General features: G+C 70.4%; 19 protein-coding genes, 1 tRNA gene and 4 pseudogenes. 10 read left to right on the top strand and 14 right to left on the bottom strand.

Annotation, left to right across the window (positions count from 1 at the left end; all coding sequences use genetic code 11):
* Positions 1-41: 41 nt before the first annotated feature.
* From LP418_RS26335 to LP418_RS26305, 7 genes are read right to left on the bottom strand one after another with little or no spacing between them, the layout of a single operon-like run.
* Entirely contained in the window at positions 42-224 is a 183-nt protein-coding gene (locus LP418_RS26335) for a hypothetical protein (RefSeq protein ID WP_257954280.1), read from the bottom strand.
* Entirely contained in the window at positions 203-616 is a 414-nt protein-coding gene (locus LP418_RS26330) for a hypothetical protein (RefSeq protein ID WP_257954279.1), read from the bottom strand. Before LP418_RS26330 ends, LP418_RS26335 begins: the two co-directional genes overlap by 22 nt.
* A gap of 45 nt (positions 617-661) precedes the next feature.
* A complete protein-coding gene (locus LP418_RS26325; RefSeq protein ID WP_257954278.1) occupies positions 662-1,786 on the bottom strand; it encodes an amidohydrolase in 1,125 nt (374 codons plus the stop codon).
* The gene (locus LP418_RS26320) at positions 1,678-2,550 is read right to left on the bottom strand and encodes a hypothetical protein (protein ID WP_257954277.1); all 873 of its coding nucleotides are present in this window, start codon (positions 2,548-2,550) and stop codon (positions 1,678-1,680) included. Before LP418_RS26320 ends, LP418_RS26325 begins: the two co-directional genes overlap by 109 nt.
* A 2-nt stretch (positions 2,551-2,552) precedes the next feature.
* Positions 2,553-2,816, bottom strand: a complete 264-nt coding sequence (locus tag LP418_RS26315; protein WP_257954276.1) for a hypothetical protein — start codon at positions 2,814-2,816, stop codon at positions 2,553-2,555.
* The gene (locus tag LP418_RS26310; protein WP_257954275.1) at positions 2,798-3,751 is read right to left on the bottom strand and encodes a sodium:solute symporter family transporter; all 954 of its coding nucleotides are present in this window, start codon (positions 3,749-3,751) and stop codon (positions 2,798-2,800) included. Before LP418_RS26310 ends, LP418_RS26315 begins: the two co-directional genes overlap by 19 nt.
* Positions 3,748-3,984, bottom strand: coding sequence for a DUF3311 domain-containing protein (locus LP418_RS26305; protein ID WP_257954274.1), 237 nt, complete (start codon positions 3,982-3,984; stop codon positions 3,748-3,750). The genes LP418_RS26310 and LP418_RS26305 overlap by 4 nt, the downstream gene beginning before the upstream one ends.
* A gap of 896 nt (positions 3,985-4,880) precedes the next feature.
* Here LP418_RS26305 and LP418_RS34765 point away from each other — a divergent pair.
* Positions 4,881-5,159: pseudogene (locus LP418_RS34765) on the top strand (hypothetical protein); the annotation flags it as partial.
* Positions 5,160-5,286: 127 nt separating this feature from the next.
* Here the strand turns inward: LP418_RS34765 and LP418_RS26295 are convergent.
* A tRNA-Leu gene (locus LP418_RS26295) sits at positions 5,287-5,373 on the bottom strand.
* 89 nt (positions 5,374-5,462) lie between these two features.
* On the opposite strand from LP418_RS26295, the gene LP418_RS26290 reads away from it, so the two are divergent.
* The 7 genes and pseudogenes from LP418_RS26290 to LP418_RS26260 all read left to right on the top strand — a co-directional run bounded on the left by LP418_RS26290 (position 5,463) and on the right by LP418_RS26260 (position 9,207).
* Entirely contained in the window at positions 5,463-6,824 is a 1,362-nt protein-coding gene (locus tag LP418_RS26290) for a M20/M25/M40 family metallo-hydrolase (RefSeq protein WP_336275832.1), read from the top strand.
* 63 nt (positions 6,825-6,887) lie between these two features.
* Positions 6,888-7,271: pseudogene (locus LP418_RS26285) on the top strand (cytochrome ubiquinol oxidase subunit I); the annotation flags it as partial.
* A 49-nt stretch (positions 7,272-7,320) separates the two neighbouring features.
* Positions 7,321-7,407 (top strand): annotated as a pseudogene (locus tag LP418_RS26280) (hypothetical protein); the annotation flags it as partial.
* Between the two features lie 76 nt (positions 7,408-7,483).
* On the top strand, positions 7,484-8,212 hold the full coding sequence (locus LP418_RS26275) for a cytochrome ubiquinol oxidase subunit I (protein WP_257954272.1): 729 nt from the start codon (positions 7,484-7,486) through the stop codon (positions 8,210-8,212).
* Positions 8,209-8,436: a cytochrome d ubiquinol oxidase subunit II gene (locus LP418_RS26270; RefSeq protein WP_257954271.1), complete on the top strand. Its 228-nt coding sequence runs from the start codon at positions 8,209-8,211 to the stop codon at positions 8,434-8,436. The genes LP418_RS26275 and LP418_RS26270 overlap by 4 nt, the downstream gene beginning before the upstream one ends.
* A pseudogene (locus LP418_RS34760) lies at positions 8,433-8,543 on the top strand (cytochrome d ubiquinol oxidase subunit II); the annotation flags it as partial. The gene LP418_RS26270 and the pseudogene LP418_RS34760, both read left to right, overlap by 4 nt.
* A gap of 121 nt (positions 8,544-8,664) precedes the next feature.
* Entirely contained in the window at positions 8,665-9,207 is a 543-nt protein-coding gene (locus LP418_RS26260) for a cytochrome d ubiquinol oxidase subunit II (RefSeq protein WP_257954269.1), read from the top strand.
* 3 nt (positions 9,208-9,210) lie between these two features.
* Here LP418_RS26260 and LP418_RS26255 read toward each other — a convergent pair whose 3' ends face one another.
* Together LP418_RS26255 and LP418_RS26250 are read right to left on the bottom strand one after the other, a co-directional pair.
* Positions 9,211-9,435: a DUF5703 family protein gene (locus LP418_RS26255; RefSeq protein ID WP_257954268.1), complete on the bottom strand. Its 225-nt coding sequence runs from the start codon at positions 9,433-9,435 to the stop codon at positions 9,211-9,213.
* 14 nt (positions 9,436-9,449) lie between these two features.
* Entirely contained in the window at positions 9,450-10,397 is a 948-nt protein-coding gene (locus LP418_RS26250; protein ID WP_257954267.1) for an aldo/keto reductase, read from the bottom strand.
* Between the two features lie 75 nt (positions 10,398-10,472).
* Between LP418_RS26250 and LP418_RS26245 the strand changes: the two genes are divergently transcribed.
* Positions 10,473-11,330, top strand: coding sequence for an undecaprenyl-diphosphate phosphatase (locus LP418_RS26245; protein ID WP_257954266.1), 858 nt, complete (start codon positions 10,473-10,475; stop codon positions 11,328-11,330).
* On the opposite strand, the gene LP418_RS26240 is transcribed toward LP418_RS26245, so the two are convergent.
* The 4 genes from LP418_RS26240 to LP418_RS34745 are packed head-to-tail and all read right to left on the bottom strand — an operon-like array spanning position 11,288 to position 13,555.
* On the bottom strand, positions 11,288-12,571 hold the full coding sequence (locus LP418_RS26240; protein WP_257954265.1) for an MFS transporter: 1,284 nt from the start codon (positions 12,569-12,571) through the stop codon (positions 11,288-11,290). The genes LP418_RS26245 and LP418_RS26240 overlap by 43 nt on opposite strands.
* Positions 12,572-12,613: 42 nt before the next feature.
* Positions 12,614-12,994, bottom strand: coding sequence for a CorA family divalent cation transporter (locus LP418_RS34755; RefSeq protein ID WP_442940033.1), 381 nt, complete (start codon positions 12,992-12,994; stop codon positions 12,614-12,616).
* Positions 12,994-13,188 carry a hypothetical protein gene (locus LP418_RS34750; protein WP_442940032.1) on the bottom strand — a complete coding sequence of 65 codons (195 nt, stop codon included), beginning with the start codon at positions 13,186-13,188 and terminating at the stop codon, positions 12,994-12,996. Before LP418_RS34750 ends, LP418_RS34755 begins: the two co-directional genes overlap by 1 nt.
* Positions 13,181-13,555, bottom strand: coding sequence for a CorA family divalent cation transporter (locus LP418_RS34745; protein WP_442940031.1), 375 nt, complete (start codon positions 13,553-13,555; stop codon positions 13,181-13,183). Before LP418_RS34745 ends, LP418_RS34750 begins: the two co-directional genes overlap by 8 nt.
* A gap of 67 nt (positions 13,556-13,622) precedes the next feature.
* Between LP418_RS34745 and LP418_RS26230 the strand changes: the two genes are divergently transcribed.
* Positions 13,623-14,351 (top strand): histidine phosphatase family protein, encoded by a 729-nt coding sequence (locus LP418_RS26230; RefSeq protein ID WP_257954264.1) that lies wholly within the window; start codon positions 13,623-13,625, stop codon positions 14,349-14,351.
* Positions 14,352-14,355 lie beyond the last annotated feature (4 nt).

The following is a 14,355-nucleotide window of genomic DNA, read 5'->3' as shown; positions in this document are numbered from 1 at the left end:
TTCCATCAGAACCGCCTACGGACCCGAGACCGTGGGCGGTTCTACAATTTCGGCACCGGCGGGCCGTCGAGCACCGTCGGGACATACTCCAGCAGCTGCAGCTTGCCGTCGAAGAGCCGACTGTCCACCAGCTCGAGCCCGACGTCGGGCCAGCCCTCGTAGATCCGCTCGCTGCCGGTCCTGCCGGTGACGACCGGGAAGATCACCGTGCGGAAGCGGTCCACCGAGGCCGGCCTCGAGCAGCGACCGGCACAGGGTGAGGCTGCCGATCGTGCGCAGGTCGTGCTCGCCGTCCGCCTTCATCGACCGCACGGCCTCGATCGGGTCGGTCGACACCAGCTCGGTGTTGGCCCACTCCAGCGGCTCGGTCAGGGTCGAGGAGAAGACGACCTTGCGCGCCCTGGTTGAGCTCGTCGAGCCCTTCCTCGCCGGTCGCGGCGAAGCCCGACATCAGTCGGTAGGTCTTCGCTCCCATGAGCATGGTCCAGTCGCGTTCGGGGGCTTCCGCCAGCCAGCCGAGGTATTCCGGGCCCTCCATCCCCCAGAAGCCCGGCCAGCCCTCCGCCGACGCGCAGCCCTCGAGCGAGGTGATGAAGTCCACCAGCAGCTGCCGCATGCCTTCCACGGTGCATCGACCGGAGTGCCCTTGGCAACAGGCAGGTCAGTCCCAGCTGCCGCCGACCATGACGCGGATCGGCTTCGGCATGGGGGCGGCTGCGTCAGCGACCGCTGAGAGTGGCCCGTCGAGGACGACCGGGTCGGCCCGCATCCCGGGGGCGATCGTGCCGACGAGACCTTCCTCGTGCACCGGGTAGGCGCTGTCGACGGTCATCGCCTTCAGTGCGCGGTGCACGCCGATACGCTCGTCCGGGCCGAGCACCGACCCACCGCTGGTGAGCCGGTTGACCGCTGTGCGGATGGTCGCCAGCGGATCCATCGGAGTGATGGGGCAGTCGGAGTGCAGTCCGAACCGCAGCCCGGCGGCGTCCGCGGAGGCCAGTGGATCGAGGAACCCGCTGCGCTCCTCGCCGAGGAACCGGTCGCGGTGACGGTCACCCCAGAAGTAGACGTGGTTGACGAAGAAGCTCACCCCGACGCCTGCCTTCTTCAACGCGTCGAGATCGGACGCACTCGTCACCCGGCAGTGCTCGATCCGGTGGCGGGGGTCGTCCGTCGAGTCCTGAGCGCGGGAGATCGCGGTCAACGCGGCGCTGACGGCAGCATCCCCGTTGGCGTGCACGGCCAGCTGTCCGCCAGCCGCCGCGACAGGTGCCACCATCGCGTCCAGCTCTGGCTGCGGCTGGAGCAGGTCGCCGTGGTGCCCCGGGTCGCAGAGGTACGGCGCCCGCAGGGCCGCCGAGAGCCCTTGGATCGAGCCATCGGCCCAGAACTTGGCGCCGGCGAGGCGGAATCGTCCCTGAGCCCGTCCCGCGGACTCGAAGACGGTGCCACCGGCACGGGCGATGTCTCCCCGCAGGAAGCCGACCACGCGGACCGGGAGCCGGCCAGCACTGTCGAGCCGACGGTAGGCAGCGAGCTCCTCGGGACCGCCGATCAGGCCCACCCCCGGGTCGTGCACCGTGGTGATCCCGCGCTCGCGGGCGCGGGTCAGGGCCCGGAGCAGTGCGTCCTCGAGGTCGGTGTCGCCCCGGGGCGGGGACCGCCGCGAGCACCGGCTCACGGCGTCGATCTCCCGAGCCATGCCGGTGAGGCGCCCGGACGCAGCGCGAGGGAACCGCGGGTCGTCGACGGCGATCGTCTCCTCGTCGACGCCCGCCAGCCCCAACGCGACGGTGTTGGCGACCGGAGAAGTGTCCGGAGATGTGCGAGACGATCACGGGCTGGGTGTCGCTGACCGCGTCGAGGTCGTCGCGGGTCGGATGGCGACCCTCGGCGATCAGTGTGTCGTCGTACCCCCAACCGCGCACCCACGCGCCGTCCTCGACGGGCAGTGCCGCCCGGGGCTGCCTGCAGGTCGGCGATGCTCGCGACGCCGGGGGAGCGGCAGTCGGCCCACAGGTCGGTGAGGCCGGTGTAGGCCGGGTGGACGTGGGACTCGATGAGGCCGGGGACGACGGTTGCCCCCTCGAGGTCGAGCCGATCGGCGTCGGCGGGTGCACGGCCGGCAACCTCAGCCTCGGTGCCGACGGCCACCACCATGCCGTCCCTGACCGGGATGGCTTCCGCCGACGGTCGGCCCGGGTCCATCGTCACCACGTCGGCGCCGACGAGGAGCAGGTCGCTCATCGCGCCTCCACCGCCACGACCTCGACGGGTCGGTTGATGGTGGAGTGGGCACGCGGGCGCAGCGACCGCAGACCGGGGACCGGGTGCTCCGCAGGCCACACGACCCGGCTGACGACCACGACGGCGCCGTTGACGAGCAGGGCCGGGAACCCGATGTTGAGGCCGTGCTCGACCCACCACGGCGGGGTCGAGGCGCCCTCCTGCACCGGGGAACATCGCCAGCACGAGCACGTCACCGACGATGACACCGGCCGCGAGCGCGATCGGGCGGACCTGCCAGCCGAAGATCATCGCGAGGAACACGATCAGCGCACTGGGTGACGCCGTAGTAGGACGTGTTGACCAGCGTGAGCAGGAGCGAGGGCAGCTCCGGGGTCAGGATCAGTGAGATGACGAGGTAGGCGAAGATCACGCCCCGGACCCCAGGTGCGCTGCTTCTCGGCGGGGATCCCACGGATGATGTTGCGCGACACCAGCGAGCCGATGCCCAGCGCGGAGCCGCACAGGACGACGATCGCGCACAGCGCGGCGCCACCGGCGACGAGGCCGGTCAGCCAGTCGGGCAGCACCGGGCGGGAGAGCTGGAGCAGGGCCCCGGTTGGACGCCGGTCCCTCGAGCTTCTCGGGCAGCAGGGCCACGGCCGCGAAGGCCGCGGCGACCGAGGAAGGGATACATCAACATGTAGAGCGGGTTGAAGCGGGCGGCGCGCTTGAGGGTGCCCTCGGACTGGCCGAGAAGATCGCTTGCACGATGAAGGGGAAGACGAAGAAGCCCATGGCACGGAAGACGATCGTGGTCATCGTGAACGTCAGCGAGGGACCTTCCAGCGTGTAGTGCGTCGCCGGGACGGCTCCTGCCGCGGCGGCCTTGTCGAACAGCGCGGTCGTGCCGTCGGACTTGGCCACCGCCGCGAGCCCGACGAGGATCGCGCCGAGGAGCAGGGCGCCGTCCTTGACGAAGGAGACGAAGGCTGGCGCACGCACGCCCGACAGCAGCAGGAACACCATGGTCAACCCGGCGCCGGCGAGCACCGCGGCGGTCGGGTCGATCCGGATCCCCAGCGCACTCATCGCCACCCGGAGACCGGTCAGCTGGAGCTGCCCCCGGGGGGATCAGGAAGATCACCGAGGAGATCGCGATCGTCAGCTCCGGGGTGCGCGAGCGGAAGTGGGAGCCGGCAGCGTCCGGCAGGGTCATGGCGCCGTACCGCTTGCCCGCCTGCCAGAGGTAGGGCGCCAGCCAGTAGCCGATGGGGTAGGCGAGCAGGATGTAGGCGATGAACCAGACGCCGAAGTTGGAGCCGAAGGCGTAGACGCCGCCGGGAAACCCGAGCAGCGTGCCGATGCTGTAGGCCTCGCCGGCGCCGAGCACGAAGACCGGGATCGGGCCGAACGACCGGCCGCCGACGAGGTAGTCGTCGATGTCGGAGGTGCTCGCGCGTCGCGACATGAAGCCGGCCGCGAGAGCGGCGCCCGGGACGAGGCTGAAGGTCAGGAGGATCATGCGGGCTCCTCCGCGTCCTGCGACTCGCGAGCGACATACTCCGCCTCGTCGAACCACTTCCACGCGAGGTGGATGCACAGCGCCGTGAGGGGCATCCACAAGAAGAGCCGGGCGAAGAGAACGGGGAAGCCCGCGACCTGCGCCGTCGAGTGGGCAAATATGAGGATTCCACCAAGGACACCCGCGAAGGGCACCCCCATGGAGAGCAGGACGCTCTTGAGTTCGTTGGACATGATCAGCTCCAGATGAGTCAGGGGATGCCGTCCAGTGTGGGCTCGGTCACGTCGAGAGGGCCACTGTGATTGCACGAGATTGTGGGGCAGACTTCGTGAAAATCACCAAGGAGGAGCCATGAGCCCGGACGACACGATGGTCGCTGTCTGCGCCCGGGTCGAGGCAGACCTCGACGACGTCGTCCAGCGCCTCGTCGAGCGCATTCGACACGTGGTGCCGGCCTACGCCAGCGTCGCGTTCGAGGACCAGTACGCCTACATCCGCGCCGAGTTCGTCATCATGCTCGACTGCCCGGCACACGGCGCCTCCTTGCCCGACACCTTGGTCGCCGAGACCCGCGAGCTGGGGAAGCGGCGGGCCCAGCAGGGGATGACCTTGCAAGACGTCGTCCAGAGCTATCACCTCGGTCTCAAGGCGATCTGGTCCGGGCTGGTCGAGAAGGGCGACGACGCCGGACCCGCGCTGCTCGAGGCCTCCAGCTGGTTGTGGGACAACGTGCACGTCCTCACCTCGGCGGTCGCCGACGGACACGGTGAGGCGACGCGCAGTGCGCAGGCAGTTCGAGCGGGACTGCGCTACCGCTTCATCGAGGCGTTGAGCCGCTGGCCCGCGGTCACCCCGGAAGACCTCGAGGGGCTCGCGACCGGGATCGGCTTCGACCTCGCGACCCCCTTCGTTGCCGTGCTCGCACCCGCTGAGGGGTGGAACGAGCTCGACGTGGAGTCCTTCCAGCACGCCACGGAGCGCAGCCGCCGCACCCCCGGCCGGCCACCTCGACACGGTCCAGTGCAGCCGAGTGGGGGACCCGGTCGTGATCCTCACCCAAGGCAGCTCGACCGCGCCCGTGGTGGACGCACTTCTTGCGCGTGTGACGGGGACGAGGATCGGCATCGGCATGTCTCGGGCCGGGATGCCCGGCGCCGCCGCCACCATCGAAGACGCGCGGCTCGCGCTACGCACGGCGGGGCCCGGCGCCGTGGCCTCGTTCGACGTCGTCTGGCCGACAGCCCTGCTGGCCGCCCACCCCGAGCAGTGTGCGTCGCTGCTCGCACGGGGGTTGGAGGTGGCGAACGATCAGGCGCACCTCGCCGAGGCCGTCCCGGCATTTGCGGACAACGGATTCTCGGTGAGCGCGGCCGCGCGCTCCCTGCATCTGCACGCCAACTCGGTGACGTACCGCCTAGATCGCTGGCAGCAGCTCACGGGCTGGAGCCCGCGCACGTTCGACGGCTGGTGCGGTCCGTCGCATCGATGCGCCTGCCGAAATGAAGAAAAGGCCCCGTGGAGCCGGAGCCTTCTCAGTGTCCGAGGGGGACTTGAACCCCCACGCCCTAATACGGGCACTAGCACCTCAAGCTAGCGCGTCTGCCAATTCCGCCACCCGGACGAGTGCTGGGAAACAGTAGCAAGACGGGCGGCAAACTCCCTCATCGGGGTGACCCTGTGGAATGCCCCCATTGCGAGGCAGGATGAGGACATGTCGCAGACCTCGGAAAGCCGGACCTACGACCCCGCCGCAGAGGTCGTCGAGCTGTGTCGGGACCTGATCCGGATCGACACCAGCAACTACGGCGACAGTGCCGGCCCGGGGGAGCGCAAGGCCGCGGAGTACGCCGCAGGGCTGCTCGACGAGGTCGGCATCGAGTCCCGCCTCTACGAGCCCGAGCCGGGCCGGACCTCGCTCGTCCGCGCTGGGGCGGGGGGAGACGGGCGAGCCCCGCTGCTCGTCCACGGCCACCTCGACGTCGTGCCCGCCGCAGCGGAGGACTGGCAGGTCGACCCGTTCTCCGGCGAGATCAAGGACGGCTTCGTGTGGGGTCGTGGCGCGGTCGACATGAAGGACTTCGACGCGATGCTGCTCAGCGTGGTCCGCGCCCGGGCGCGGACCGGCGCAGCGCCGGAGCGCGAGGTCGTGATCTGCCTGACCGCCGACGAGGAGGCGGGCGGCCACAAGGGCGCCGAGGTGATCGTCAACGACCACCCCGACGAGATCGCCGACTGCACCGAGGCGATCGGCGAGGTGGGCGGGTTCAGCGCCACGGTCCGCGGCCGCCGGGTCTACCTGATCGAGGCCGCCGAGAAGGGCATGGCACGGATGAAGCTGACCGCCCGCGGTCGGGCCGGGCACGGCTCGATGATCAACTCCGACAACGCCGTCACCCGGCTCTCGGGCGCGGTCGCGCGCATCGGCGCGCACCAGTGGCCGGTCCGGCTCACCCCGACCATGGAGGTGCTGCTCGCTGCGGTCGCCGACATCGCCGGCACCGAGGCCACCCCGGAGAACGCGGAGGCACTGATCGAGGAGTTCGGCAGCGCGGCCCGGATGCTCGGTGCCGTCATCCGCAACACCGCCAACCCGACGCAGCTCGGCGCGGGCTACAAGGTCAACGTCATCCCCACCGAGGCCACCGCGCACATCGACGGCCGCTTCCTGCCGGGCTACGAGGACGAGTTCTTCGACACCCTGCGCGAGCTCGCCGGCGACGGCATCGAGATCGACTTCCTCTCGCACCAGCAGCCCCGGGAGACGCCCTACGAGGGCGACCCGGTGGCCGCGATGACCCGCTCGCTGCTCGCGGAGGATCCGGACGCCGTCGTGGCGCCGTACCTCATGAGCGGGGGACCGACGCGAAGCACTTCAACAAGCTGGGGATGCGCTCCTACGGCTTCGCGCCGCTCCGCCTGCCCGCCGACCTCGACTTCACCGCGCTCTTCCACGGCGTCGACGAGCGGGTGCCGGTGGACGCGCTGGAGTTCGGCGCCCGGGTCTTCGACCGGTTCCTCGACCGAGTCTGAGCCAGGGAGACCCGCTTGTGAAAAAATGCACAAGCGGGGTTAGCATGCTCATGTGAACTTCTCGACAGAGATCATCACCGCCCTCGCCACCGACCCGGCGGGCCTCATGCCGGCCCGCAACCAGATGGCCATATCGCTCGGCTGGCACATCATCCCGGCCTGCTTCGGAGTCGCCTTCCCGGCAATGATCTTCGTCGTGCACTGGCGCGGCGTGATGCGCGGCGACGCGGACGCGCTGGAGCTCGCGAAGCGGTGGTCCAAGGTCTCGGCCGTGCTGTTCGCGATCGGGGCCGTCTCCGGCACCGTGCTCAGCTTCGAGATGGGTCTGCTGTGGCCGGGCCTGATGGGCCCCTTCGGTGACGTGCTCGGACTGCCCTTCGCGTTCGAGGGCCTGTCCTTCTTCATCGAGGCGATCTTCCTCGGCATCTACCTCTACGGCTGGAACCGGATGCCGCCACGCGTCCACCTCTTCATGCTGGTCCCGATGATGGTCGCCGGTGTCGTCGGCACCTTCTGCGTGCTCGCCGTCAACGCCCTGGATGAACAACCCGGCCGGCTTCCGGATGGTCAACGGGGAGGTCACCGACGTCGATCCGTGGGCCGCGATGTTCAACGACGGCGTCTGGCTGATGTTCGCCCACATGTGGGTCGGCGCCTACGTCGTCGTCGGCTTCGCCGTCGCGGGGGGTGTACGCCGCCGGCATGCTGCGCGGCCGCCGAGACCGCCACCACCGGCTGGGGTTCCTCGTGCCGTTCGCCTTCGCAACGGTGGCCGCGATCACCCAGCCGTTCGTGGGACACATCCTCGGCCTGCGCGTCGCCGAGACCCAGCCGGCCAAGCTCGCGGCCTTCGAGCTGGCCGAGACGACCGAGCAGCCGGCCCCGCTGCGGCTCGGCGGGGTGATCATCGACGGTGAGGTCCGCTACAACTTCGACATCCCCAAGATTGGCTCGCTGATCGCGCGCAACAGCTTCGACAAGCCGGTGCCCGGCCTCGACACGATCCCCGAGGACGAGCACCCGCCGGTCAACCTCACGCACCTCTCCTTCCAGACGATGGTCGGCCTCGGCACGCTGCTGGCCGGCTCCACCGTGCTCTTCTGGCTGGCGCGCTGGCGACGGCGCGACCTCACCCAGAACCGCTGGTTCCTGCGCTTCGCGGTGCTCGCCGGACCGCTCGCCGTGGTCGCGCTCGAGGCCGGCTGGATCGCCACCGAGGTCGGCCGACAACCCCGGGTGGTCTGGCAGGTGCTGCGCACGACCGAGGCGGCCGGGGACAGCCCCCGGATCTGGTGGAGCCTGACCGGGACGATCATCGTGTACGCCGGCATGACCACTGCCGCGATCGTCACTCTCCGCTCCATGGCGCGACGCTGGCGGGCCGGCGAGCACGATCTCCCGTCGCCGTACGGACCGGAGGCGTCGGCATGAGCCTCGAGCTGGCCGTCGCGGCCGCCCTGTTCGCCGGCGTCGTGATCTATGCGATCTTCGGCGGAGCCGACTTCGGCTCCGGGTTCTTCGACGCCACGGCCGGTGGCACGGCGCGGGGAGCGGAGACGCGTACGCTGATCGACCACAGCATCGGCCCGGTGTGGGAGGCCAACCACGTCTGGCTGATCTACGTCCCGGTGACCGGTGGACCGCCTTCCCGATGACGTTCGCCGCGACGATGAGCACGCTCGCGATCCCCTTGCTCTTGGCGCTCTTGGGGATCGTGCTGCGCGGAGCGAGCTTCGCCTTCAGGAAGTACGCCGCGACGCTGGCCCGGGCCCGGCTCTTCGGCGTGGTCTTCGCTGCATCTTCCCTGATCACCCCGTTCTTCCGGGCGCCGCCGCCGGCGCGATCGTGTCGGGACGGGTGCCGGCCGAGGGGCGGGCGACCTGATGGGGTCCTGGCTCACGCCGACCTCGATCCTGGGCGGCCTGATCGCGGTCGGGACCTGTGCGTTCCCGGCCGGCTGCTTCCTGACCGCCGATGCCGCCCGCGGTCGGCACGACTCCCTGACGGCCGGCCTCCGCGTCCGCACGCTCGGCGTCGGGATCGCGACTGGACTGCTCGTCTTCGCGACCCCGGTCCCGCTGAAGGCGGACGCCCCGACGTTCTTCGACGGCCTCGCGAGCCGGGGTCTGGTGCTGATGATCGGCTCCGCGCTCGCCGGTGCCGCGACCCCGGTCCTGCTGTGGCGCCGACGTTTTGCGGCGGCGCGGATCGGCGCCGTCCTCGCGGTGGGCGCCGTGGTGCTCGGCTGGGGCGTGGGGCAATACCCGTGGCTGCTCGTCGACGAGGTCACCATCGTCGACGGGGCCGGCGCTCCGGCCACGCTGCAGGCCCTGCTGATCGCCGTCGGGATCGCCGCCGTGCTCGTCGTGCCGGCGCTGGGCTATCTCTACGTGCTCACCCAGAGCGAGCGCTGGACGCACTCGTAAGGATCAGCCGAAGAGCGTCAGTCGCTGGCGGATGATCTTGCGGCGGAGCACCACGCGGCGTACGCCATCGGCACCGATCCGCAGCCGGTCGAGCTCCCAGCCGCCGATCTCCGCCCGCTCCACCAGCATCCGCGTGACCACGGTGCGCGGGAGCTCGCGCGGCACGGTCAGGGTGTCGAACTCCCACTCCACACCGGGGCGGGGCGGGCGTCGGTGTGCCCCGGTCATCGTTCCGCCATGGTTCAGTCTCCGCTCACGTCGTCGAGCGCGTCGATGATCTCCGGGGGGAGCGCGAGGTCCTCGATGCCGAGCGCCCCGTCGAGCTGGGCGGCGGTGCGCGCGCCCACGATGGGGGCGGTCACGCCGGGCCGGTCGCGCACCCAGACGAGGGCGACCTCCGGGGGCGTCCAGCCGAGTCCTTCGGCCGCGCGCACCACGGACTCGACGATGCCGCGACCGCGTTCGTCGAGGTAGTGGTTGACGAAGCTCGCGAAGTGCGGCGACGCCGCGCGCGAGTCGGACGGCGTGCCGGTGCGGTACTTCCCCGTGAGCACGCCGCGTCCGAGCGGCGACCGGGGCAGGACCCCGAGGCCCGGGGCAGCGGCGGCGGGCAGCACCTCGTGCTCGATCCCGCGGGCGAGCAGCGAGTATTCGACCTGCGTCGACGCCAGCGGCGTACGACCCGGGACGGCCCGCTGCCGGGTCGCGGCCTGCGCGGTCTGCCAGCCGGAGTAGTTGGAGATGCCGACGTAGGACGCCCGACCCGACGACACGGCGAAGTCGAGCGCCGTCAGCGTCTCCTCGACCGGGGTGTCGTCGGTCCAGACGTGCACCTGCCACAGGTCGACGTGGTCGACCTTCAGCCGCTTGAGGCTTGCGTCCGGGGACGTCAGGAGGTGGCCGCGCGAGGTGTTCGTGACCCTTTCGCCCGTACGGCGACTTATGCCCGCCTTCGTCGCGAGCACAACCTCGTCGCGCCCGATGACGTCACCGAGCAGGCTCCCGATCAGCTCCTCGCTGGCCCCGTCGCCGTAGCCGGCCGCGGTGTCGAGCAGCGTGCCGCCCTTCTCCGCGAAGGCGATCAGCTGGTCGCGCGCCTCGTGCTCGTCGGTGTCGCGCCCCCGGGTCATGGTGCCGAGGCCGAGTCGGGAGACCTTCAGGCCCGTGGAGCCGAGTGCGCGCTGCTGCATGCGCCGAGATTAGCCACGCGCGCCGAGCGAGCCCCCCACGGCTCGCCGACATCGCCACGCGTAGGCTCCTGCGACGTGTTAGACCTGCTCAAGGCCGTGGTGCTCGGCACCATTCAGGGCCTGACCGAGTTCCTGCCCATCTCGAGCAGTGCGCACCTGCGGATCTTCCCGGAGCTGTTCGGGTGGGGCGACCCGGGAGCCGCCTTCACGGCGGTGATCCAGATCGGCACCGAGCTCGCCGTGCTGATCTACTTCCGGCACGACATCTGGCGCATCGGCAAGGCATGGGTGCTGTCGCTCTTCAAGCCCGAGTGGCGCGGCCAGCTCGACTCCCGGATGGGCTGGTTCATCATCATCGGCTCGCTGCCGATCGTGATCCTCGGTGTGCTGCTCAAGGACATCATCGAGCAGGACTTCCGCAACCTGTGGATCATCGGCAGCACCCTGATCGTGATGGGCATCGTGCTCGGTGTCGCCGACCGGCTCTCCCGCAACGACCGGACGATCCGGGACATCAGCCTGCGCGACGCGGTCCTGATGGGCCTCGCGCAGGCACTCGCCCTGATCCCCGGCGTCTCGCGCAGCGGCGCGACCATCTCGATGGGCCGCGCCCTCGGCTACGAGCGGGAGGCGGCAACCCGCTATGCCTTCCTGCTCGCCATCCCGGCCGTCGTCGGTGCCGGCATCTTCGAGCTCAAGGAGATCCCCGGCGGGGACAACTCCTACGGCTGGGGCCCGACCCCGGTCGCGACGGTCGTCAGCTTCGTCGTCGGCTACGCCGCGATCGCGTGGCTGCTGCGCTACGTCTCCACGAAGTCCTACACGCCGTTCGTGCTCTACCGCGTCGCGCCTCGGCACCGCGACGCTGATCCTGCTGGGTGCCGGCGTCCTCAACGCCTGAGCGGGCACAAAGTGGCACCCAGAACGTGCTGACCGGGCACAAAAGTGTGGAACTTTGTGACCGGTCGACAGGAAAGTCGCGCCACTTTGTGACCGGTCAGCGCTTGGGGAGGGTGGTCGCGAGCAACGCGAGCGCGACCAGCTGGCTGATCACGACCGCGACCACCAGCGCGGGCAGCGACCGGTCGTAGAGCCAGCCGGCCCCGGCGCCGCCGGCGATCGCCAGCGCGCCCCGGATGCCTGCGAAGACGCCGTACGCCGTCGCGCGACGCTGCGCCGGGACGAGGTCTGCGACGGCGGCCTTGATGGTGGAGTCCCTGGACGCCGTGCGCGAATCCCCAGACCGCGACGCCGACGAGGACCAGCGTGAAGGACCCGCCGAGCGCCGGGGCCGGGACAGGCGCGACCGGGACCGGCACGACGAAGAGGATCTTCGCGCCGGTGCGGTCGTAGAGGGACCCCACGACGAGCGCCGCGACCGCCTCGACGGCCATCGCGCCGGCGTACACCACAGGCACCGCCGCGACGGGCACGAGCTTGTCGACGGTGAGGTGGTAGCCGATGATGCCGAAGGTCACGAGGGCGCCCGTGGTGAGCGCGCAGGCGAAGGCGTAGCGGAAGAAGACAGGCGGCAGGTCGGCGCCGAGCGCGTCCTTGAACCAACCCTGTCGGGGCCGATCGTCGGAGGAGGGTGCGGCGGACGGGTCGTAGACCGACGGGTCGGGGACCCGCAGGCACAGGGCGACGAGCAACGCCATCGCGATCGAGCCCGGGATCGCGAGCACCGCCATCCCGGCCCAGATCGAGGCACCTGCCACCACCGCGGCCACCACCAGTGGGCCGGCGAAGGCGCCGACCCGGTCGAGAGCCTTGTGCACGCCGAAGCCGCGACCGCGACCGACGGCGCCCGCCGCGTGGGCGAGCAACGCGGACTTGGACGGCGAGCGGATCGCCTTGCCGAGGCGCTCGAGCAGGATCATCACGACTGCGAAGGCCAGTCCGGCGGCGCCGAGTCGTGGGGCGAACCACAGCAACGGGACGCACACCGCGGTGAGGCCGTAGCCGACGATCGTCAGCGACCAGTAGCGCCCCGTGCGGTCGGCGACAGGGCCGAAGACGAGTCGCAGCACCAGTGCAACGGCCTCGCCCGCACCGGTGACGAGACCGACGACGAGGCCGGAGGCGCCGAGCGCCGCGAGGACGGGGCCGTACATCGAGCGCGCGCCCTCGTAGACCATGTCGGCGGCGAGACTGACGAAGCCGAACCACCACACCACCTGCCGGGCGCCCAGCCGGGGGCCGGGCTGGGTCGGAGCTCACAGCCAGCCGGACTTCTTGAAGAACCACAGCAGCGCGGCGGAGACGCCCACCATCAGCGCCACCGCGAACGGGTAGCCGTAGGCCCAGCCCAGCTCGGGCATGTGGTCGAAGTTCATGCCGTAGATCCCCGCAATCAGGGTCGGCACGACCACCAGTGCGGCGCCGGCCGAGATCTTGCGCATGTCGTCGTTCTGCTGCACCGAGATGCGAGCGAGGTGCGCGTCGAAGGCCGTGGACAGCATCCCGTCGAGGTTGTCGATGACTTCCGTGACCCGGTGCAGGTGGTCGGAGACGTCGCGGAAGTAGGTCGCCGTCTCCTCGTCCACACCGTCCATCTGGCCCGGGGCGAAGCGGCGCATCGGCTCGCGGAGCGGCATCACCGCGCGGCGTACCTCCGCGATCTCCCGCTTGAGCGTGTAGATCCGGATCGAGTCGTTGGTGCGGGCGGGGAGAAGACGGACTCCTCGACCTCGTCCACGTCCTCCTCGAGGGCGGCGCCGACCTTCTCGTACTCGTCGACGACGCGGTCGCAGATCGCATACATGACCGCCATCGGCCCGTGCTCAAGCACCTTCGCGCTGCTCGAGGTCGCGACGCGACGTTGCGAGGTTGATCCCTTCACCGTGCCGGACCGTGACGACGAAGTCCGGACCGATGAAGACGTTGATCTCCCCGGTCTCGACGGCGTCGAACTCATCGACGTACCAAAGAGTCTTGAGCACCATGAAGAACGTGTCGCCGTAGCGCTCCACCTTGGGGCGTTGGTGCGAGTCGCCGGCGTCCTCGACCGCGAGCGGGTGCAGGTCGAAGGTGGTCGCGATCTGCTGGAGCTCTTCGGGCGTCGGATCGTGGATGCCGATCCACTGGAAGTCACCCGCGCCGCAGGGCACCCGTGCGTGCCCCGGGCTCGGGTCCTCGCTGTCAAGGGGGGGACGCACGCCCCCGGTGGTAGAGCGCGTTGTCGACGATCACAACCGTCAGGCTAGTGCCACTAGGGTCGCGAGCATGGCAACGGTGATCCTCGTCCGGCACGGTCGCTCGACGGCCAACACGTCCGGCGTGCTGGCGGGTCGGCTGCCCGGTGTGAAGCTCGACGAACGCGGCCACGAACAGGCCACGGCCACCGCCCTGCGACTCGCCGCGGTGCGTCTCTCCGCCGTCATCTCCAGTCCGCTCGAGCGCTGCAAGCAGACCGCGAAGGCCATCACCGCCGCCCGGGGCGCGCCGCTCGCGCTCGGCACCGATCGCAAGCTCACCGAGTGCGACTACGGCGACTGGCAGGGCCGCGCGATCAAGGACCTCGCCAAGGAACCCCTGTGGAAGGTTGTCCAGACCCAGCCGTCGGCCGCCGCGTTCCCCGGCGGTGAGTCGATGCGCGCGATGCAGGACCGCGCCGTCGAGGCCGTACGCCGACATGATCGGCTCGTCGAGGAGCAGCACGGTCCCGGGGCGGTCTGGCTGGCGGTCAGCCACGGCGACGTGATCAAGGCGATCCCGGCCGATGCCCTCGGCACCCACCTCGACCTCTTCCAGCGCATCCACGTGGATCCGGCGTCGGTCTCGATCGTGCGCTACACCGAGGCGCGGCCCTATGTCCTCGGCACCAACACGTCGGCCGGCGACCTGTCGTGGCTGACGCCACCGCCGTCCGCACGCAAGCCGGCCAAGAGGTCGCGACGGAAGGCCGACGACGCCGTGGTCGGCGGGGGAGCCGGGCCAACCACCGCTGGCTAGGCTG

The organism is Nocardioides sp. B-3 (assembly GCF_024703895.1).
Classification (GTDB): domain Bacteria; phylum Actinomycetota; class Actinomycetes; order Propionibacteriales; family Nocardioidaceae; genus Nocardioides.
The sequence above is the reverse complement of the archived record's forward strand: the minus strand, read 5'-3'. Positions and strand labels throughout refer to the sequence as shown.